This window comes from Beutenbergia cavernae DSM 12333 (assembly GCF_000023105.1).
Lineage (GTDB): Bacteria > Actinomycetota > Actinomycetes > Actinomycetales > Beutenbergiaceae > Beutenbergia > Beutenbergia cavernae.
Map to the genome: position 1 here is coordinate 4,625,790 of NC_012669.1, position 19,520 is coordinate 4,645,309.

Annotated in this window: 13 protein-coding genes; 5 read left to right on the forward strand and 8 right to left on the reverse strand. The window is 71.2% G+C overall.

Features of this window, described 5'->3' with window-relative positions; genetic code table 11:
* Window positions 1-6 precede the first annotated feature (6 nt).
* From BCAV_RS21115 to BCAV_RS21130, 4 genes are all read right to left on the reverse strand, one after another.
* Window positions 7-885, reverse strand: a complete 879-nt coding sequence (locus BCAV_RS21115; RefSeq protein ID WP_015884671.1) for a carbohydrate ABC transporter permease — start codon at window positions 883-885, stop codon at window positions 7-9.
* Between the two features lie 10 nt (window positions 886-895).
* The gene (locus tag BCAV_RS21120; RefSeq protein ID WP_015884672.1) at window positions 896-1,876 is read right to left on the reverse strand and encodes a carbohydrate ABC transporter permease; all 981 of its coding nucleotides are present in this window, start codon (window positions 1,874-1,876) and stop codon (window positions 896-898) included.
* Between the two features lie 13 nt (window positions 1,877-1,889).
* Complete coding sequence (locus tag BCAV_RS21125; protein ID WP_050761780.1) at window positions 1,890-3,260, reverse strand: ABC transporter substrate-binding protein; 1,371 nt, start codon at window positions 3,258-3,260, stop codon at window positions 1,890-1,892.
* 113 nt (window positions 3,261-3,373) lie between these two features.
* Window positions 3,374-7,210, reverse strand: coding sequence for a family 43 glycosylhydrolase (locus tag BCAV_RS21130; RefSeq protein ID WP_015884674.1), 3,837 nt, complete (start codon window positions 7,208-7,210; stop codon window positions 3,374-3,376).
* Window positions 7,211-7,475: 265 nt separating this feature from the next.
* Between BCAV_RS21130 and BCAV_RS21135 the strand changes: the two genes are divergently transcribed.
* Both BCAV_RS21135 and BCAV_RS21140 read left to right on the forward strand, forming a co-directional pair.
* Window positions 7,476-8,105: a PadR family transcriptional regulator gene (locus BCAV_RS21135; RefSeq protein ID WP_015884675.1), complete on the forward strand. Its 630-nt coding sequence runs from the start codon at window positions 7,476-7,478 to the stop codon at window positions 8,103-8,105.
* Window positions 8,102-9,175, forward strand: a complete 1,074-nt coding sequence (locus tag BCAV_RS21140; protein ID WP_015884676.1) for an inositol-3-phosphate synthase — start codon at window positions 8,102-8,104, stop codon at window positions 9,173-9,175. The genes BCAV_RS21135 and BCAV_RS21140 overlap by 4 nt, the downstream gene beginning before the upstream one ends.
* Before the next feature lie 89 nt (window positions 9,176-9,264).
* Here the strand turns inward: BCAV_RS21140 and BCAV_RS21145 are convergent, their stop codons facing one another.
* Complete coding sequence (locus BCAV_RS21145) at window positions 9,265-12,159, reverse strand: cation-translocating P-type ATPase (RefSeq protein ID WP_015884677.1); 2,895 nt, start codon at window positions 12,157-12,159, stop codon at window positions 9,265-9,267.
* 264 nt (window positions 12,160-12,423) lie between these two features.
* On the opposite strand from BCAV_RS21145, the gene BCAV_RS21150 reads away from it, so the two are divergent.
* Window positions 12,424-13,899 (forward strand): MFS transporter, encoded by a 1,476-nt coding sequence (locus tag BCAV_RS21150; RefSeq protein ID WP_015884678.1) that lies wholly within the window; start codon window positions 12,424-12,426, stop codon window positions 13,897-13,899.
* Window positions 13,900-14,001: 102 nt separating this feature from the next.
* Here the strand turns inward: BCAV_RS21150 and BCAV_RS21155 are convergent, their stop codons facing one another.
* Window positions 14,002-14,367, reverse strand: a complete 366-nt coding sequence (locus BCAV_RS21155) for a VOC family protein (RefSeq protein ID WP_015884679.1) — start codon at window positions 14,365-14,367, stop codon at window positions 14,002-14,004.
* Between the two features lie 223 nt (window positions 14,368-14,590).
* Between BCAV_RS21155 and BCAV_RS21160 the strand changes: the two genes are divergently transcribed.
* On the forward strand, window positions 14,591-15,742 hold the full coding sequence (locus BCAV_RS21160; RefSeq protein ID WP_015884680.1) for a hypothetical protein: 1,152 nt from the start codon (window positions 14,591-14,593) through the stop codon (window positions 15,740-15,742).
* A 257-nt stretch (window positions 15,743-15,999) separates the two neighbouring features.
* Here BCAV_RS21160 and BCAV_RS21940 read toward each other — a convergent pair whose 3' ends face one another.
* Window positions 16,000-17,313: an epoxide hydrolase family protein gene (locus BCAV_RS21940; protein ID WP_015884681.1), complete on the reverse strand. Its 1,314-nt coding sequence runs from the start codon at window positions 17,311-17,313 to the stop codon at window positions 16,000-16,002.
* 72 nt (window positions 17,314-17,385) lie between these two features.
* On the reverse strand, window positions 17,386-18,837 hold the full coding sequence (locus BCAV_RS21170) for a CCA tRNA nucleotidyltransferase (protein WP_015884682.1): 1,452 nt from the start codon (window positions 18,835-18,837) through the stop codon (window positions 17,386-17,388).
* 132 nt (window positions 18,838-18,969) lie between these two features.
* Between BCAV_RS21170 and BCAV_RS21175 the strand changes: the two genes are divergently transcribed.
* Window positions 18,970-19,494 carry an NUDIX hydrolase gene (locus BCAV_RS21175; protein WP_015884683.1) on the forward strand — a complete coding sequence of 175 codons (525 nt, stop codon included), beginning with the start codon at window positions 18,970-18,972 and terminating at the stop codon, window positions 19,492-19,494.
* The last annotated feature ends 26 nt before the right edge of the window (window positions 19,495-19,520 follow it).

A 19,520-nucleotide genomic window follows, 5' to 3' on the forward strand; every position in this document is an offset into this window, starting at 1 on the left:
TGCGGCTCAGCGGAGGCCGACACGGGCCATGGACCGCAGGAAGTGGCGCTGGAAGATCAGGAAGATGACGAGCACAGGGATGAGGGACGAGACCGAGCCGGCCATGGCCGGGCCCATCGACACCGTGCCGTCCTCGGACATGAACCGCGTCAGCCCCAGGGGCACCGTGTACTTCGCCTCGTCCGTGATCATGATGAGCGCGCTCTCGTAGTCGTTCCACGTCGAGTCGAAGATCAGGATCGCCAGCGCCGCCAGCGCCGGTCGCGCCATCGGGAGGTAGATGGACCAGAAGATCCGGCCCTCACCGGCGCCGTCGATCCGGGCGGCCTCGCCCAGCTCGCGCGGTGCCGAGGCGAAGTGCTGGCGCAGCAGGAACGTCGCGAACACCGACGCTAGCCCCGGCAGGATCAGCGCCCACAGCGTGTCGTAGAGGCCGAGCTCGCGGAAGAACATGAAGCGCGGGACCAGCATCAGCTGGGCCGGCACCATCGACGTCGCCAGGAACGCGATGAACAGGACGTTCTGTCCCTTGAACCGCAGCTGCCCGAACGCGTATCCCGCGAGCGTCACGACGGCCAGCTCGCCGATGATCGTGGCGACGACGACGATCGTGGAGTTGCTGAAGTACCGCACCATGGACCGCTCGCCGGTCCAGACGTCGACGTAGTTGCTCCAGTCGACGGGGTTGGGGATCCAGCGGATGGGGATCTCGAAGATGTCGAGGTTCTGCTTGAGGGACGACGACACCATCCACAGGAACGGGATCAGGAAGACGATGGCGAGCAGTGACATCACGACACCGCGGCCGATCCAGGAGGCTCGCTCCCGCCGCTGTCGCTTCACGAGGCTCGGGCGCGGGGCGTAGCGCGCGGCGTCGGCGCTCATCGGGTGCTCCTCATGTGTACAGGCCCCTGCCCCGCTGGAGCTTGAACAGGGCGATGGACAACGCCAGCACCGCCAGCATGCTCATGACGCCGATGGCCGCTGCGTACCCGAATCGGTACCAGTGGAACCCCACCTCGTACATGTAGTAGGAGAGCACCGTGGTCGAGTCCCCGGGACCGCCGCCGGTCATGAACTGGATGAGCCCGAAGCCCTGGGACCTGCCGATGAACGACGTGATCAGGAGGAACGTCAGGATCGGCACGAGACCCGGAAGGGTGATGGCCGTGAACTGCCGGGTGGTGCCGGCGCCGTCCAGCTTCGCCGACTCGTAGAGCTCCGGAGGCAGGTCCTGCAGCGCAGCGATGATGAGGATCGCGACGTAGCCCGCGCTGATCCACACCGACATCAGCACGATGGCCGGCAGCGCCCACTGCTCCGAGGTGAACCAGCCGGGCACGTCGGTGAGACCGAGCGCTCGGAGGAACTGGTTGACCATGCCCGACGTCGGGTTGAGCAGGGTGAGCCACACCGTGCCGGCCGCGATGACGTTGACCAGCGACGGGAGGAAGAAGATCGCCCGGATCACCCCACGCGCCGGCATCGGGCGGTTGAGCGCCAGCCCGAGGAAGAGCCCGACGGTGATGGTCAGCGGGGTCCCGACGCCCGCGTAGAACAGCGTCCGCAGCGCGGAGGACCAGAACATGTCGTCCTGGACCAACTCCTGGAAATTGCCCAGGCCGATCCAACGGATGCCCCCCAGACCGGAGACGACGTCCCAGTCGGTGAAGGCGATGAACAGCCCGGAGACCATCGGGACGACGAGGAACGCGAGGACGCACAGCACCGTCGGTATGACGAACAGCCACGGGATCCACCACCGGTAGCCGTTGACGAGAACGGATCGCTGCGGGCGATCCGGGGTTGAGGGAGCCGAACCGCGCGGCAGCTTGCCCGCGCGGTCCGGCTTCGCACCTTCGGAGATCAGGGTCACGAAAGAGGCCTTCTCACTCCAGCCAGCTGTCGATGGCCTCGTCGGCCAACGTCTTCATCTCGGCGATCCCGTCGTCGATCGACTTGGTCCGGAGGCGGATCTCCTCCTCGATCTGGGACTTGATGCTGGAGATCTCGGTGAACGCCGTGGTGATCGAACGCACGGCCAGCGGCGGCTCGGCCGCGAAGAAGGTCTGTTCGAACGACTCGACGTCGAACAGCTCGTCCGCGTCCGGGCCGAAGAGCGCCTCGTTCAGCGAATCGCTCGGCCCGTCCTCGTATTGGAACGGCGAGACCTTGCCGGACGGGGTCACGAGCTCGGCGCCCTCGCCCATCCAGAACTTCACGAAGGTCCAGGCCGCTGACGCGTACTTCGACTTTGCCGAGATCTGCACGTCGTCGCCGCGTACGCCGGGGTTGATATACGGCTCACCGGCCGCCAGTCGGGGATACGGCCGGAAGGTGGTCCGGAAGTCGTGCGGGTACTCCTCGAGGTTCTTCACGTACCGCGCGATGATCGTCCCGTCGAGCATCATCGCGAACGTCCCGTCGAGGAAGTAGTTCTGCGCGTACCCGCCGATCCCCTCGGCCGTGATCCTCTCCTGGGTGAAGATCGAGCCGTCGTCCTCCATCGCCAGCGTGGCTTCGAGTCGCTCCCTGACGAGGGGGTGGTCGAGGTTGGACTCGGTCCCATCCTCCGTGTACAGGTAGTCGCCGCCGAGCCCCACGGCCTCGTGCCGCGGCACGTTGTAGGCGCCGACGTCGAACCCGGCGCTGGCGAACTCCTGCGCGATCTGGTGATAGTCGTCAACCGTCCAGTCGAACGGGATCTCGATGCCGGCGGCTTCCATCGCATCCTGGTTGATGACGACGAAGTTCGGGAAGTGGGTGGTCGGGATCGAGAACAGCTTGCCGTCCACCAGGGTGCTGATCGGCTCGTCCTGGACGAAGATCTGCGCCAGGTCGTCCTCGCGTGCCAGGTCCGTGAGATCCAGCGCGAGGGCCGCCTGCGACCGGCGGACGACGTCCACCGTGCCGTAGGAGAAGTACACGTCGATCGGGACGCCGCCCTGGAGCGCCGTGTCCAGCTTGAGGATGCCTTCCTCGTCGTTGACGTACCGCGTGTACTCGACCTCGATGTCCGGGTACTTCGCCATGAACGCGTCGACGAGCGCCTGCGGCCCCGTCTCGGGCGCCACGCCGCCCCACACGACGAGGCGGCCCTCCTCCGGGGATCCCAGGTCCTCCGGCGGCTCCCCGTCGCTGCCGCCGCTACCGTCGCTCGGACCGCACGCCGCGAGCATGCCGGCCCCCGCGGCGAGCCCGAGACCGCCGCCCAGCAGACCACGTCGGCTGAGCTGCCAGTTGCCGTTGACCACCGTCACAACCTCCTCGTTCGACCGGCGGCAACCACCCTCGGCGCCGTCTGCGATGTGTCACGACCAGCCTAAGCAATCCTGACATGTTGTGTCAATGTCAGGAGTTGCTAACAATTGCTCTAACCGTCCGACGGCGTGAAGCCGCTGATCTTGTCCCCGAGCGGGATCGGGTTGACGCTCATCGTGTACGTCGTCTCCAGCGGGGCCGGGTGGCCCGAGCCGTCGCCGATCGTGAGCCCGTCCGCATCCGCGACGTAGGGCTCGATGAACGCGTACCGGGCCGTCTGGGTGTTCGGGCCCGGTCGAGCCTGGAACATGAACCAGTCGGTGCCTTCGTGGTCCGCGAAGTTCGGTCCGGTGCCGGTCCCGGTCACCTCGGCGTTCTTGCTCATGATCGGTGTCGGGTTCTTCACCCAGTTCGAGGCGACCATCGGGTCGCCGCCGACGTACCTCAGGTAGCCGATCGCGTAGTAGACGGTCCAGTAGCCGCTGGCGGAGTACGCCATGTAGACCTCGCCGTCGTGGCCGTAGACGGCTGTGGCGCCCTCGACCACCTTGGGCCACCACATGTTCGGGTCGCTGTCGGACTGGGCGTACCCGTGCATCTCCCAGTCGTACTCGGACCGGGTGATGACGGTGGGCGCTCCCCGGAGGGTCCACGGGTTGACGATGCGGCTCATGAGGATCCGCTGATGGAACTCGGACGTCCCCCGACCGACCTCGTCCACGTAGGTGATGTACGTGTCGCCGGCGACCCTCATGAGCGAGATCCCCGCGACGAAGCTCTCCGCGTTGAAGTCGGGATCGTCGACGTTCGTGATCCGGCGTGCCACGTTCACGTCACCCGTGACCGGGTCTCCCCACCGCCCGAACAGGTCGTCGCCGTCGAGCGCCTTGAGGACGTACTGCCGCTGGCCCTCGGCCGCGCCGTCACCGAGCTGGGCGGCCGACAGGTAGAGGTACCACCCGGCGTCCTGCTCGCCGACCTCCTCGGGTGCCAGGTAGTGGATCTCGGGCGACCACAGGTTGGCCATGTCGTCGGGCGCGAAGATCACCGAACCGACGGCCTGTGACAGGTCCGACGGATTCGCGACCTTGTACAGCGACATCGTGGTACCGGACGTCGCCAGGAAGTAGTACTGCCCCTCGTGGGTGAACATGTACGGGTCCGCCGCCCGAACGATCGGGTTGGTGAACGTCAGCTCACCCTCCGGCACCGCCTGTGCGATCGCGGGATCGATGTGCAGCGAGCTCACCATGTCCCCGGCGAAGCCTTCACTGCCGAGGAGGTCCGTCAGGTGCCCGAACTCACCGCCTGACACCGTCAGGTCGAACGTGCCCGCCAGCTCCGTGGAGCGTGACTTCGCGGGAGCGATCGTCGCCCAGAACTCGCCACCGGACACCGTGATGTCCGCGTCGTAGTCGGCCGTATAGGCGCTCCCGTCCTCCTCGTAGACGGCGTAGACCCCCTGGGTGAACGTCCCGCCGCTGATGGTGGCGGACGCCGATCCGGAGCTCTCGCCGCGGTGGGCGAGGACGACAGGTCCGTAGAACGTCCCGCCGTCGATCTGGAGGGCCACCTCGGCGCCGGGGGTCACCGCGCCGGTGTTGTCCGACCCACCGCGCAGGCCGGCCCACGGACCGCCCTCGACCGTCACCGACGTGGCCGGTGCGGGCACCGCGTCGTCCCGCCCGCCGACGATCGTGAGGTACGTCTCGCCGCGGCGAGTGAACTCGGTGTCCACGCCCGTGCCGATCGTCAACGGGTGACCCATCGCGTAGATCGTGCCGTCGACGGTCGGGGACTGCAGCAACAGGTTCTCGACGGTGGTCGGGCCGCCCAGTCGCATGGCGCCCTCGATCTGCAGCGCCGCACCGTCGGCGGCGAAGTCGATGTCGCCGTCGTCGGAGGTGAGCGCGACGCGCGAGCCGTATGCGCCGAGGTCGTACCCGCCCTCGATCGTGTAGCGGTCCGTCAGCACCACCCGGCCGTCGCCGGACAGCGCGGCGATCGCGGCGCTCAGGTCGCCGACGGCGTGGGTCGGGCTGCTTCCGTCGCCGTCGCCGTCCGCGGCGAGGTACACGACCTCGTCCTCGGTGACGCCGTCGAACGAGCCCGCGATCTCGTCGATCACGTCCTCGTCGGCCCCTGGAAGCCGCACGAGCGAGCGCTCGGCACCGTCGACGGCCGCCCAGTCCGACACCGAGATCCTGTCGATCTCGGCATCGCCGAGCCGCACGCTGACATCGCCGTCCGCCCGGTCGAGCCGCGCGTTCCTGACCTCACCGGCGAGGAATCGGGCCGTCAGGCTCTCGGTGACCCGGCCCGCGGAGGAGTGGAGCGTCCTGACCTCGCCGCCGGCGATCGTCACGAGTGCGCCGGCGACGTCGAACGGCTCGTCCGTCCCGGCCCAGACGTGCCGGACCTCGCCGCCGGCGATCGTCACATCGGTGGTGCCCTCGAAGTCGTCGGTCAGACCCGTGATCCCGACGACCCGGGCGAACTCGCCGGAGCCGATCGTGATTGAGGAGTCGTCACTCACCCCGACGACGCTGACCTGGCGCCCCCGGTCCGTGGTGACGCCGTCGCCGATCACGAGGTCTGCACCGTCGGCCTGCAGCTCCAGCGAACCGGCGTTGGCCAGCTCCAGGGACGAGAACCTGACGTCACGTGCGATCAGCACCTCGGCGTCGGCCGCGAAGGCGATCGATGCCGCACCGTCGCCGGCGAACGTCACCCGCCCGGCGCCAGCGGCGAGCGTGGCCGGATCGACGTCCCAGGTGACGTCCCCGCTGACCGTGATCGCACCGCCCTCGGCGGCCAGCAGGCCCAACGCTGTCTCGAGACTGCCGCACGGGCTGGCCGCGCTGCACGCGCTGCCCTCGCCGTCGGCACTGACGTGCACATCGGCGGTGTTGACCAGGACGTCGAAGATCTCCCTGAGCGCCGCCACCTGTTCTGGCGTGTAGTGCTGCCCCGCGAAGCGCACCGTCCGGACGGGCGCGAACTCGAGGATCTGTTGGTGGCGGCCCTCGCCTCCCCAGGCGTTCGCGGCCTGGATCGCGTCCCACTCGACGCCGTCGAGCGTGAGGTTCACGTCCTCGACGACGTTGTTGATGTCGATCGTGTTGATGTGGCCGCCGGTCAGGGTCACGGTGGCTGATCCGACGATGTAGCGGGTCACGTCGCCGGCCGTGTGCAGGGCCCCCACCCGGCCGTCGGTCATCGTGATCTCGGTGCTGCCCGAGTAGTGGTTCTCGAGCGACGCGCCGAAGACCTCCTGGACGACGCCGCCGTCGATCGTGATGTGCGAGGTGCCGGTGTAGGTCTGGGTCCCAACGCCCTTGCCCCGGCTGAAGCCGGCCACCTTGTAGAACGTCCCCGAGCTGATCGTGATGTGCGAGTCGGCGTCGAGCACCGTGTCCTCGGCGGACGGCCCGTGGTAGCCGCCCACCACGAACACCTGCCGGACGCCGGCCGTGGGCACGCTCACCATCTCGACGCCGTCGCCGAACGTGATCGGGTGCCAGTTCGCGGCGAAGACCGACCACTGCGAGGTGACGACCGTGAGGTCGGCGAAGGTCGTGGGTCCGGCGAGGTTGTACTCGATGAACGGCGTGTCACCGAAGACCAGCCGTCCGGGGTACGCCTGCTCGCCGTCCGTGCTCGTGACGAGGATCGGCTCGGTGTGGGAGGGCTCGACGAACGTGGCGTCGAGCGGGTAGTCGCCCATCAGGACGACCCGGCCGCCATCGCCCGCCACGAGGTCCAGCGCCGCCGCGAGCGACCGCACCGGCGCGTCGGGGCTCGTCCCGGGAGCTGCGTCGTCACCGGCGTCGGCGTCGACGTAGACGACCAGTCCGTCGTCAGCGGCTGCCGGTGGGGCGACGAGGCCACACACGAGGAAGGCCAGGGCCGCGACGAACGCTGCCAGGGGGGTGGACACACGCGTCATCTGGAGCTCCACGGAGTGAGGTCCTGCGCTGGACTCCGCATCCACAACTTCGATGGTGGGATGTCGTAGCGGGAGCATATGTAAGAACAACCAGGTGTTGTGTTTGTTCGTATGTCACGGTAACGGCACTCAGTCCTCGGGTCAACGATCGGCGGCCGGGTCGGAGGGTGCTTGACTCCTGCCCCCGGTCGCGTCACACTCGCTTCGATGTATCAACTCGATACATCGAGTGGCTACAGACCGACCGAGGACGAGGAGGATCACGATGCGCAACCGCGGCGACGTCCTCGAGCTCGCGATCCTCGGACGGCTCGCGGACGGCCCTCTGCACGGCTACGAGCTCCGGAAGCGACTCGGCGTCGTGCTCGGGGCGTTCCGCACGCTGTCGTTCGGCTCGCTGTACCCGCGCCTGCGCGCGCTGGAGGAGAAGGGCTGGATCCGTCCGGTCGACACGGCCGCGCTCCCGCACGCCCTCGCCGGCCGGCGGTCGCGGGTCGTCTACGAGCTGACCGCGGACGGCAAGGAGCGGCTCGCCGGGGCGCTGTCGCGGGCGGAGCCGGCGTCGTGGGACGACGAGACGTTCGACGTCCGCTTCTCCATGTTCGGCGAGACGGATCCCGAGACCCGCCTGCGGATCCTCGAGGGACGGCGCACCCGGGTGCTGGAGCGGCGCGAGGCCTATCGGTCGGCGGGCACGCGCGGCCGCGAGCGCCGCGACACGTACACCCTCGAGCTGCAGCGCCACGGCCTCGAGCTCCTCGACCGCGAGGTCAGCTGGCTCGAGGACCTCATCGCGAAGGAGCGGTCGGGCACGACCGACCATCCCGCCTCCGACACCCCCCAGACCCCTGACGGCCGCCCGGCCGGCCGGGAACCCGAGAAGGAGAACCCATGAGTTCCATCCGCGTCGCCATCGCCGGCGTCGGCAACTGCGCGAGCTCGCTCGTGCAGGGCGTGCACTACTACCGTGACGCCGACCCGAACGGCTCCGTTCCCGGGCTGATGCACGTCCAGTTCGGCGAGTACCACGTGGGCGACCTGGAGTTCGTGGCGGCGTTCGACGTCGACGCGAAGAAGGTCGGCTTCGACCTGTCCGAGGCGATCAACGCCAGCGAGAACAACACGATCAAGATCGCCGACGTGCCGCCGCTCGACGTCCCGGTGCAGCGCGGCCCGACGCTCGACGGCCTCGGCAAGTACTACCGCGAGACGATCACTGAAGCGTCTGGCGACGCGGTCGACGTGGCCCAGGCCCTCCGCGACGCGCGCGCCGACGTGCTCGTCTGCTACCTGCCGGTCGGCTCGGAGAACGCCGCGAAGCACTACGCACAGGCCGCGATCGACGCCGGCGTGGCGTTCGTCAACGCGCTCCCCGTGTTCATCGCGGGCACCCCGGAGTGGGCGGAGAAGTTCCGCGCCGCCGGCGTGCCGATCGTCGGCGACGACATCAAGTCCCAGGTCGGCGCGACCATCACCCACCGCGTGCTGGCTCGGCTGTTCCAGGACCGCGGCGTCGTGCTGGACCGCACGTACCAGCTCAACGTCGGCGGCAACATGGACTTCAAGAACATGCTGGAGCGCGACCGCCTCGAGTCGAAGAAGATCTCGAAGACGCAGGCCGTGACGTCGAACATCGACCACGACCTCGGCTCGCGCAACGTGCACATCGGTCCGAGCGACTACGTGCAGTGGCTCGACGACCGCAAGTGGGCGTACGTCCGCCTCGAGGGCCGCGCGTTCGGCGAGGCGCCGCTCAACCTCGAGTACAAGCTCGAGGTGTGGGACTCGCCGAACTCGGCGGGCATCATCATCGACGCCGTCCGGGCCGCGAAGATCGCGAAAGACCGCGGGATCGGCGGGCCGATCCTCTCGGCGTCGTCGTACTTCATGAAGTCCCCGCCGGAGCAGTACCCGGACGACCTCGCCCGCGCCAAGGTCGAGGCGTTCATCGCCGGCGAGGCCTGAGCCCCGCCGCTCTTCGGGGACGACGACGGCGCCCCTCACCTTCGCGGGTGGGAGGCGCCGTCGTCATCCGCGGGCGGGGCGCGCCGTCGTCACGCGGGGACCTCGGGGTGCCGCACGCGCCACACCCACTTGCGCAGCTCGTCGAACCACAGCACGGCCGACGCGAGCGCCACGCAGACTCCCCAGTGCGCGAGGTCGAGCGACGCCGTCCCGAACGCGTGCTGCAGCACCGGCACCTCGACGACGGCGACCTGCAGCACCACGCCCAGCGCGAGCGCGCCCCAGAGCCAGCGGTTGACGAACAACCTGTGGAACGCCGTCGTCGTCTCCGACCGCGAGTTCAGCGCGTTGAAGAGCTGTGCGAGGACGAGCGTCGTGAACCCCGCCGTGCGGGCGACGTCGAGCGTGTCCGTCCCGTCGATGAGCCCGCCCGGCAGGAAGACGTCGATCGTGACGAGCGTCGCCACGGCCATGACGAGGCCGATCGAGATGACGCCTGACCACATCCGCCCGTCGATGATCCGGTCCGTCAGAGCACGCGGCCGACGCGCCATGACGTCGTCGATCTCGGGATCCACGCCCATCGCGAGCGCCGGCCCGGAGTCCGTGACGAGGTTGATCCACAGGATCTGCGTGGCGAGCAGGGGCAGCACCACGTGCTCGTCGGAGGCGCCGGCGAGCCCGATCACGCCGGCCAGCACCACGCCGAGGAACACCGTGAGCACCTCGCCCATGTTCGACGAGAGCAGGTACCGCAGGAACTTGCGGATGTTGTCGAAGATGACGCGGCCCTGGCGGACGGCGGCGACGATCGTGGCGAAGTTGTCGTCGCCGAGGATCATGTCCCCGGCCTCCTTGGTCACCTCCGTGCCGGTGATGCCCATGGCGACGCCGATGTCGGCGCTCTTGAGTGCCGGAGCGTCGTTGACGCCGTCGCCGGTCATCGCCACCACGAGGCCGTCGGCCTGCAGCGCGTCGACGATGCGGAGCTTGTGCTCGGGGGCGACGCGAGCGTAGATCGACACGCGGCGGACCACGAGGGTGAGCTCGTCGTCGTCGATCGCGTCCAGCTCCCGACCGGTGAGCGCCTCCGCACCGGGCTCGACGATGCCGAGGTCGGCGGCGATGCGCGCGGCAGTGGCCGGGTGGTCGCCGGTGATCATGACGACGCGGATGCCCGCCCGGTGCGCCTCCCGCACCGCGAGCGCCACCTCGTCGCGCGGCGGGTCGATGATCCCGACGACGCCCACGTAGACGAGGTCGTGCTCGGCGCTCTCGTCCAGATCGGCAGAGCCGTCGGCCGGCTCGAGGTCGTCCGCCGGACGGTAGGCGACGGCGAGCGTGCGGAACGCCTGCGCCGAGAGCCCCTCGACGTCGGCCAGGATCCGCTCCCGCCGCGCGTCGTCGAGCTCCACCACGTCCTCGCCCACCACGACGTGCGTGCAGAAGCTCAGGAGCACGTCGGGTGCGCCCTTGCTGATGAGCACGAGCTGGCCGTCGGTGTCGCGGCGCCCGAGCACCGACATGCGCTTGCGCTCCGACGTGAACGGCACGGAGCCCTGGCGCTCGTAGTGCGCGGCCTCCTCGATGGTGCGGTCGAGCTTGCGCGCCGCGACGAGGAACGCTGCCTCGGTGGGGTCGCCCTGGATCTGCCACTCGCCGTCGCGTTCCAGGAGCTGCGCCTCGTTGGCGAGCATCCCGCCGCCGAGCGCGATCCGGGCCTCGCGCGCGAGCCGCGAGTCCTCGAGCCGGTGACCCTTGTGCAGCGCGACTCCGTCGGGGCGGTAGCCGACGCCGGTGAGGTCGACCCGGCCCGACGCCGTCACGATGCACTCGATCGTCATCTCGTTCTTCGTGAGCGTGCCGGTCTTGTCGGAGCAGATGACCGACGCCGAGCCCAGCGTCTCGACGGAGCTGAGCTTCTTCACGACGGCGTTGCGCCGGGCGAGCCGCTGGACGCCGATCGCCAGCACCACGGACAGGATCGCGGGCAGACCCTCCGGCACCGCGGCGACGGCCAGCGAGACGCCGAGCAGGAGGACGGTGACGGCGTCGGACAGCTCGTCCACCTGGTTGACCAGCGCGATCGTCACCATGACGACGACGGCGATCGCGATCACCGTGATGCCGAGCAGCTTCGAGACGCTCGAGATCTCGCGCTGCAGCGGCGTCGGGTCCGCCTCGGTGGCCTCGAGCATCTCCGCGATGGCGCCCATCTGCGTTCCCATGCCCGTGCTGGTCACGACGGCGCGGCCGACGCCCTGCGCGACGGCGGTGCCGCGGAACACCATGTCGAGGCGGTCTCCGAGCGGCGCCGGCTCGGGGAGAGTCCTCGTGTTCTTGGTGACTGCCTCGCTCTCGCCGGTGAGCGAGGACTCGCTCACGCGGAGGGCGGTCGCGGCGAACAGGCGGGCGTCGGCGCCGACGGCGTCCCCCTCCGCGAGCACGAGGACGTCACCGGTGACCAGCTCCGCCGACGCGACGGTGCGCAGCTCGCCGTCGCGCAGCACCGTCGACGTGGCGGCGGTCATGTCGCGCAGGGCGGCGACGGCGGACTCGGCGCGCTGCTCCTGCACGTAGCCGAGGACGGCGTTGAGGATCACGATCGCGAGGATCACCACGGAGTCGATCGGTAGACCCTCGGCGCCCTCGACGATCCACGCGACGAGCGAGATCGCGACGGCGACGAGCAGCAGGTAGACGAGCGGATCCTGGAACTGCGCGAGGACGCGGCGCCACAGCGGGACGGGCAGGGTCTCGCGCAGGTCGTTCGGCCCGTTCTCCGCGAGCCGGCGCGCGGCCTCGGCGCGACTCAGGCCGACGTCGAGGTCGACGCCCAGGTCCCGGGCGACGTCGGCCGCGTCCCTGGTGGACGGGTCGGGCGCCGTCGACGTCGTCCCGGCCGCGACAGACGGCGCGGGACGCGGCCCGGGGCCGGAGGGCCGCGGCGTGCTCGGGGTTGGGGCGTGCTCGGCAGGCTCCACGCGTCCATCGTGCTGCCTCGGGCGCCTGCGCGCACGGGACCTTCTGCCCTCGTCCGGGCTCGAGGGCTCGCACGGGGCCTTCGCCCTCTCCCGGGCTCGATCCTGACTCGCGGCACAGGACGGGCTCGCGCCACGCTCGGCCCTCCCCACGCTGTGGGTGCGACTTCCGGGGTGTGTGTGCGTTCACGGGCCCCGGACGTCACACCCACAGGCCGGGCGGCGGACGATGCAGGGCGTTCGTCTGCCGCCGGATAACCTGCAGCGGTGACAGGCGCAGGACCAGGGGAGCACCCTCCGCGAGACCGCGAGTCCGCGGAGCGAGACCCGGGGCGGGGTTCACGAGACCCGGGCGGACCGCGCGACCGCGAGCTCGCGCCACGGGACGACGCCACGCCGCCGCCCGCGCACGCGGGCGTCTGGGCGGACCTGCGCGCGCTGCTGGCGGGGTCCGGCTTCCGCAAGCTGTTCGCGGTCCGGCTCGTGTCGCAGGCGGGCGACGGGATGTTCCAGGTCGGGCTGGCCTCGCTGCTGTTCTTCTCGCCCGAGTCGCAGGGGACGGCTGCCGCCATCGCCGGCGCGTTCGCCGTGATGCTGGCGCCGTTCACGATCGTCGGACCGTTCGCGGGGGTGCTGCTCGACCGCTGGCAACGGCGCCAGGTGCTGGTGTGGGGCAACGCGGTGCGCGTCGTCCTGACGCTGGGCATGGCGGCGCTCATGCTCGCGGGTGGCGTGAGCGGCTGGATCTACGCGGTCGGGCTCGCCGCGCTCTCGGTCAACCGGTTCCTGCTCGCGGGCCTGTCGGCGGGTCTGCCGCGCGTCGTCGACCGCCCGCTGCTGCTGACGGCGAACTCGATCACCCCGACGCTCGGTGCCGGTGCAGCGTTCGTCGGCGGCGGGATCGGGTTCGTGCTCGGTCTCGCGTTCGAGCCGGGCCGGGTCAAGGACTCGTCGGCGCTCGTGTGCGCGGCCGTCGTCTTCGCTGTCGCGTCCCTGCTGGCGCTGCGACTCGGCCGCACGCAGCTCGGCCCGGATCGCCCGGCCGAGGCGTCCGTCCACAGCGAGATCGCGAAGGTCGCGCGAGGCCTGGTCGACGGCGCCCGGTACCTGGCCGCGCGCCGCACGCCCGGTCAGGCGCTGCTCGCGATGGCGACGCACCGGTTCCTGTACGGCGTCGTCTTCATCGCGTCGATCCTCATCGCCCGCAACCTGCTCGACCCGGGGAACCAGGACGCCGGGCTCGCGACGTTCGCCGTCGTCGTCGGCCTCACCGGCGCCGGCGGCGCTGTCGCGATGGTCCTCACGCCGACGCTGTCGCGGCACACGGGGCCGCAGGCGTGGATCGCGATCATGCTGCTGCTCGCCGCGGCGAGCCAGCTCCTGCTCGTGACGACGCCGTCGCGCGCCGTGGTCTACGCCGGTGCCGGGCTCCTGGGGCTGGCCGCGCAGGGGACGAAGATCGCCGTCGACACGATCGTCCAGCGCGACACCGAGGACTCCTACCGCGGGCGCGCGTTCGCGTTCTACGACGTCCTGTACAACGCCGCCTTCGTGGGCGCGGCGGCGCTCGCCGCGTTCACGTTGCCCGACACCGGCTGGTCGCGCGCCGTGTTCGTCGCCCTCGCCGTCGCGTACGCGCTCGCGGCGCTCGTCATGTGGACGCGTGGGGCGCGCTCGCCGCGTCCGGTGGGGAGCGCCGAGGTGTCCGACGTCGGGCCCTCGTCGACCACCCTGCCTGCCTGACGCCGGCGCTCGGCCACCGCGCCGGGTGCGGGGTGAGCGTCCGAGTGCGGTGCGTGCCGGTCCGCACTCGGGCGCTCACCCCGCACTCGGCACGGTTCGACGTCAGTCGTCCTGGTAGACGCCGAGCTCGTTGCCGCTCGGGTCCGTGAAGTGGAACCGGCGCCCGCCAGGGAACGAGTACGGCCCCTGGACGACGGCGCCGCCCGCGTCCGTCACGGCGACCACGGACGCGTCGAGATCGTCGGAGGAGAACAACAGGAACGGACCGCCCGGCCGCACCGAGTCACCGAGGCTCAGGCCGCCGACCTCGGGATCGTCGGACGTGGCGCCCCGGATCCCGGCGTACCCCTCGCCGTACGACGTGAACTCCCACCCGAACGCCCGCTCGTAGAACGCGATCGCCGCGGGCAGGTCCGTCACGGTGAGCTCCACGTAGTCGATCCACCGCCGTGCCGATTTCTCAGTCATGGGACAGAGCCTCCCTCAGACCTCCGACATCCGGGTCGCCGCCATCCGAGCATTCGCCAATCCGGGCATCCGCGACGTGCCGGAGCCACGAGCGGCGCCCCACCGTCACGTCCGCGATCTCCCGCTCACGGGGGAGGCGCATCCCCACGCGCGGGGAGGTCGGGCACCGCGCCGCAACGGGACCGTGGAACCACGCCAGATCCCCACGACGAGAGGCACCGCGATGACCGCCCGGTCCGCCCCGACCGACCACCCGCCGACCCCCGCCCACGACCACCCCGCACGGGGCGCCGTCGGCCACCCAGCTGGAACCCGGGCCACGCCCGACGCCACGCGGCGCCTCACGGGCACCGCGCTCATCACGTCCGCGGTGACGACGACGCTCGTCGGCTTCTTCGCCGCGGCGCCCGACCTCAACCCCTTCCTCGCGGAGGGCAACGCGCTCGGTCGGGCGCTCCTGCCCGGTCCCGTGCTCACGTGGACCCTCCTCGCCGTCGCACTGCTCGGCCTCGCGACGGCGACCGCCGCACTCCTCCGGCCCCGGTCGGGCGATGCGGGGCGCCTCGTCGCCCCGGTCGCGGCGCTGCAGGTGGTCGCGTTCGGCTTCCTGGCCCAGGGAGCCCAGACGCTCAGCGCCGCCGGCTACCTGATGTCGCTGGCCGTCCCGGTCCTCGTGGTCTGGATGGCCGTGCAGGTCTTCCGCACGCGGCCCGGGTGGCGGATCCCGATCGCGCTCGGCGGGGTGCTCGCCGTCGTCGGCATCGTCGTCGCCCGTGACGCGTTCGCCACCCAGCTCGGTGGGGTCATGAGCGGGTTCGCCCGCGAACGCTGGGGGCTCCTCGGCGTCGTGATCCCGCTCGCGACGGCGACGGCGTGGGCCGGGTTGGCCCTGCTGCGCGCCTGGCGCCGTGGATCGCTGCATCGCGCCACCGCCTGGGTGACCCGTCACCGCCGGCTCTTCACCGTGCTCGCCGCCCTCGGCCCGCTGCCGTATGCCCTCGCCCGCCTGACCTGGCTGACACCGTGGGCGATGTTCGGCGGCGAAGGGGTCCCCCTCTCGGTGAAGATCCAGGGGCTGGCACTCTCCTCCGGCGCCTGGCTGGGCTTCTTCCTCACGCTCGGCCTCATCCTGCCCTGGGGCGAACGGTTCCCGCGCTGGTTCCCGCGACGTGCCGGGCAGCCCGTCCCGCCGGCCGCCGCGATCATCCCCGGCGGAATCGTCGCCGTCATGCTCTCCGGCGCGGCGATCCCGCTCCTCCTCATGATGGGCGCGAGCGGCGCCGTCCTGTTCCCCGCATGGTTCTGGGGGCCGATGCTCGCTCTCGCCGTGTGGGGCTACGCCGGGCACCGCGCCGGCATCGACGTTTCCCGGTGATCCGCCGACCGTGTGGTTTCTCCCCCAGCCGCGGGGCTTCGAGGGACCAACCACACGGTCGATCCGCGGGCACCCAGACCCCACCCCCCGACCGTGTAGTTCTTCCCCCACCGCCGGGCTTCGAGAGACCAACCACACGGTCGATCCGCGGGCACCCGGACCCCACCCCCGACCGTGTGGTTTCTCCCCCCACCACGAGCCTCAGGGGACCAACCACACGGTCGGGGGCTCAGGGGGACCAACCACACGGTCGGGGGTCAACGAGCCTCGGCGAGCTGGGCGGCGAACGCGCGGAGGTCGTCAACGAGCAGCGCCGGCTCCTCGAGCGCCGCGAAGTGGCCGCCGCGCGGCATCAGCGTGTACCGCCGCACGTCGAAGAAGCGCTCGACGTACTCGCGCGGCGCCGGTCCGCCGAGATCCGCCGGGAAGAGCGCGATCGCCGTCGGGACCTCGATCCGGGGCGACCAGTCCGCGGCGGCCGCGCCGGCGTCGTCGCCTGAGCCGGAGCCGGCCGCGTCGCCACCCCACTCGCCGGAGCCGACAGAGCCGTAGCCGGCCGCGTCGCCGCCCCACCCGCCGGAGCCGCCCGACTCAGCGGCACCCCCCGACTCGGCGACACCTCCCGACTCAGCGGAGCCGCCCCACTCGGCGGCGTCACCGGAGTCCCACTCGCCGCCGAGCCCCTCGGCGTAGAACCTGAACGACGACCGGACCGTGTTCGTGACCCAGTAGAGCATCACGTTCGTGAGCACGTCGTCGTCGGCCAGCGGCGCCTGACTCCAGGCACGGAACTTGTCGCCGAGCCAGCCCGCGAGGCCCACGGGCGAGTCGCTCAACCCGTACGCGAGCTCGAGCGGTGCTCCCGACTGCACCGTGAAGTAGGACGCACTCTCCGCCCACGCCATCGACGCGCCCAGGTAGGCCCGCTCGGCGTCGGTCGCGGACTCCCGGTCCACGGTGAACATGTTCGGGAACGGCACGTCGGTGAGGTGCAGGCCGAGGACCCGCTCCGGGTGCGCCCGCGCGATCTCCTGCGCGATGGCGGCGCCCCAGTCCCCACCGTGCACCACGTATCGCTCGTACCCGAGGCCCGCCATCACCTGGGCGATCGTCTCCGCGACGGCGGCGAGGGTCGCGCCTCCCGGTTCCGGCTGCTCGGAGAACACGTACCCGGGGAGCGAGGGGACGACGACGTCGAAGGCCGGTCCGTCGTCGTCGTCGCCGTCGCGCCGTGTCAGCCGGTCGACGACGTGGGCGAACCGGTAGAAGGAGTCCGGCCAGCCGTGCAGGAGGAGGAGCGGGACGGCACCCGGCGCCGCGCTGCGTTCGTGCACGACGTGGACGTCGCGGCCGTCGACGCGCGCGACGCGGTGCGTCCACCGGTTGAGGCGGTCCTGGACCTCGCTCCAGTCGTAGTGCTCCGCCCAGTGGCTGACGAGTCGGCGGACCTCGCCGAGCCCGCCGGCTTCGCCGCCGGTCGGCTCGTTCGGCCAGCGGGTGCGCGCGAGGCGCTCGGTGAGGTCGTCGAGCACGGCCTGCGGGACGTCGATCGTGAGCTCGCGGAACTCCATTGTTCGGCCCTCCGGGGCGTCGTCGGGATCGTGAGGCCGACGCTACGCACGGAAGAGGACGAGATCGGTCCGCTACTCGCGTGCGGCCCACCAGGCGAGCAGCTCCGCGCGCGCCACGTCCGGCTCCACGGGCCCCCGTTCCATCCGGAGCTCCAGCAGGAACCGGTACGCCTCGCCGACCACCGGGCCCGGCCCGATCCCGAGCGTGGCCATGATCGCCGCGCCGTCGAGGTCCGGGCGGATCGCCGCAAGCTCCTCCTTCTCCGCCAGCTCTGCGATGCGGCGCTCCAGGTCGTCGTACGCGTGCGACAGCCGCTCCGCCTTGCGCCGGTTGCGCGTGGTGCAGTCCGCGCGGGTGAGGCGGTGCAGCCGCTCCAGCTCCGGCCCGGCGTCGGTCACGTAGCGGCGCACCGCCGAGTCGGTCCAGGCGCCGTCGCCGTACCCGTGGAACCGCAGGTGCAGCGCGATGAGGGTGGTGACGTCGGCGATGGTCGCCTTGTCGTAGCGCAGTGCCGCCAGGCGCTTGCGCGCGAGCTTCGCCCCGACCACCTCGTGGTGATGGAAGCTCACCCGCCCACCCGGCTCGTTGCGACGCGTGGCGGGCTTCCCGACGTCGTGCAGCAGTGCCGCCAGCCGCAGCACCAGGTCCGGTGCCGGCACGGGCCCGTCGGGACCCGTCTCGAGGTCGATCGCCTGATCGAGCACCGTCAGCGAGTGCTCGTAGACGTCCTTGTGCCGGTGGTGCTCGTCGATCTCGAGCTTCATGGCCGGGAGCTCCGGCAGCACGACGTCGGCCAGCCCCGTCTCGACCATGAGCTCCAGCCCGCGCCGCGGCGCCGGCGCCAGGAGCAGCTTCGTGAGCTCCGCCTGCACCCGCTCCGCCGAGACGATCGCCAGCCGGCCGGCCATCGCCGTCATCGCCGCCATGACGTCCGGGGCGACGTCGACCCGCAGCTGCGCGGCGAACCTCGCGGCCCGCATCATCCGGAGCGGGTCGTCGTCGAACGACTGCTCCGCCGAGACCGGGGTCCGCAGCACGTGCGCGGCGAGGTCGTCGAGGCCGTGGTGCGGGTCGACGAACGTGAGGTCCGGCAGCCGGACCGCCATCGCGTTGATGGTGAAGTCGCGGCGGGACAGGTCGCCGTCGAGCGTGTCCCCGTACTCGACGGCGGGCTTGCGGGAGCCGGCGTCGTACGCCTCGGTGCGATACGTCGTCACCTCGACGACGACGTCCCCGCGGCCGGCGCCGATCGTCCCGAACGCGCGGCCGACGTCCCAGACGGCGTCCCCCCACCGAGCGAGGATCGCCTCGGTCTGCTCGGGTCGCGCCGACGTCGCGAAGTCCAGGTCGGAGCTGCCGCGGCCCAGGAACGCGTCCCGCACCGGGCCGCCGACGAGCGCGATCTCGTGGCCGCCCGCGGCGAACAGGTCGCCCAACGGGTCCACGTCGGCGGCGATGCCGGCGAGCACGCCGAGCGCCGTCCGCATGAGCTGCGCGGGGCGCTGTGCCTCGGGCGTGGGCATCGCGGGTGGTCCTCCGGGGACGGTGGTGGACGGAGCGCGTCAAGGGTGCCATGCGCGACGCCGGCACACGCAACCGGCCCGTCCGGCGCCCGGCTCCGGCACGGCGCGGAGCGACTCATTTACAGTGTCAGCATGTCCTCGCAGTCCCCGGCCCAGCCCGCGGCCGGCCGACCAGCACCGCCGACGGTGCGGCTCGAGCGACCCACGGCCGCGCTCCCGGTGGTCGACGAGACGTCTGCCGGGGGGCTCGTCGTGGACGTCGTCGACGGCGCCGCGTACACCGCCGTCATCGCCCGCCGGAACCGGGCGGGCCGTCTGGAATGGTGCCTGCCGAAGGGCCACCTCGAAGGCGCGGAGACCGCCGAGCAGGCCGCCGTCCGGGAGATCGCCGAGGAGACCGGCATCACGAGCCAGGTGCTCCGCCACCTCGCCACCATCGACTACTGGTTCGCCGGCCACGACCGGCGCGTGCACAAGGTCGTCCACCACTACCTGCTCGAGGCCACCGGCGGTGAGCTCACCACGGAGAACGACCCCGACCACGAGGCGGAGGACGTCGCGTGGGTCCGCCTCGACGAGGTGTCGGCCCGGCTGGCCTACCCGAACGAGCGGCGCATCGTGGCGACGGCGCGGGACCTCCTCGCCGGACCGCTGTGACCCGGCGCTCCCACCGTCGTTCGGGC

Coding starts and splice junctions, on each gene's coding strand:
- BCAV_RS21170 (WP_015884682.1), bottom strand. CDS start 18,837: ATGCCCACGCCCGAGGCACAGCGCCCCGCGCAGCTCATGCGGACGGCG.
- BCAV_RS21115 (WP_015884671.1), bottom strand. CDS start 885: ATGAGCGCCGACGCCGCGCGCTACGCCCCGCGCCCGAGCCTCGTGAAG.
- BCAV_RS21140 (WP_015884676.1), top strand. CDS start 8,102: ATGAGTTCCATCCGCGTCGCCATCGCCGGCGTCGGCAACTGCGCGAGC.
- BCAV_RS21160 (WP_015884680.1), top strand. CDS start 14,591: ATGACCGCCCGGTCCGCCCCGACCGACCACCCGCCGACCCCCGCCCAC.
- BCAV_RS21130 (WP_015884674.1), bottom strand. CDS start 7,210: ATGACGCGTGTGTCCACCCCCCTGGCAGCGTTCGTCGCGGCCCTGGCC.
- BCAV_RS21135 (WP_015884675.1), top strand. CDS start 7,476: ATGCGCAACCGCGGCGACGTCCTCGAGCTCGCGATCCTCGGACGGCTC.
- BCAV_RS21940 (WP_015884681.1), bottom strand. CDS start 17,313: ATGGAGTTCCGCGAGCTCACGATCGACGTCCCGCAGGCCGTGCTCGAC.
- BCAV_RS21155 (WP_015884679.1), bottom strand. CDS start 14,367: ATGACTGAGAAATCGGCACGGCGGTGGATCGACTACGTGGAGCTCACC.
- BCAV_RS21175 (WP_015884683.1), top strand. CDS start 18,970: ATGTCCTCGCAGTCCCCGGCCCAGCCCGCGGCCGGCCGACCAGCACCG.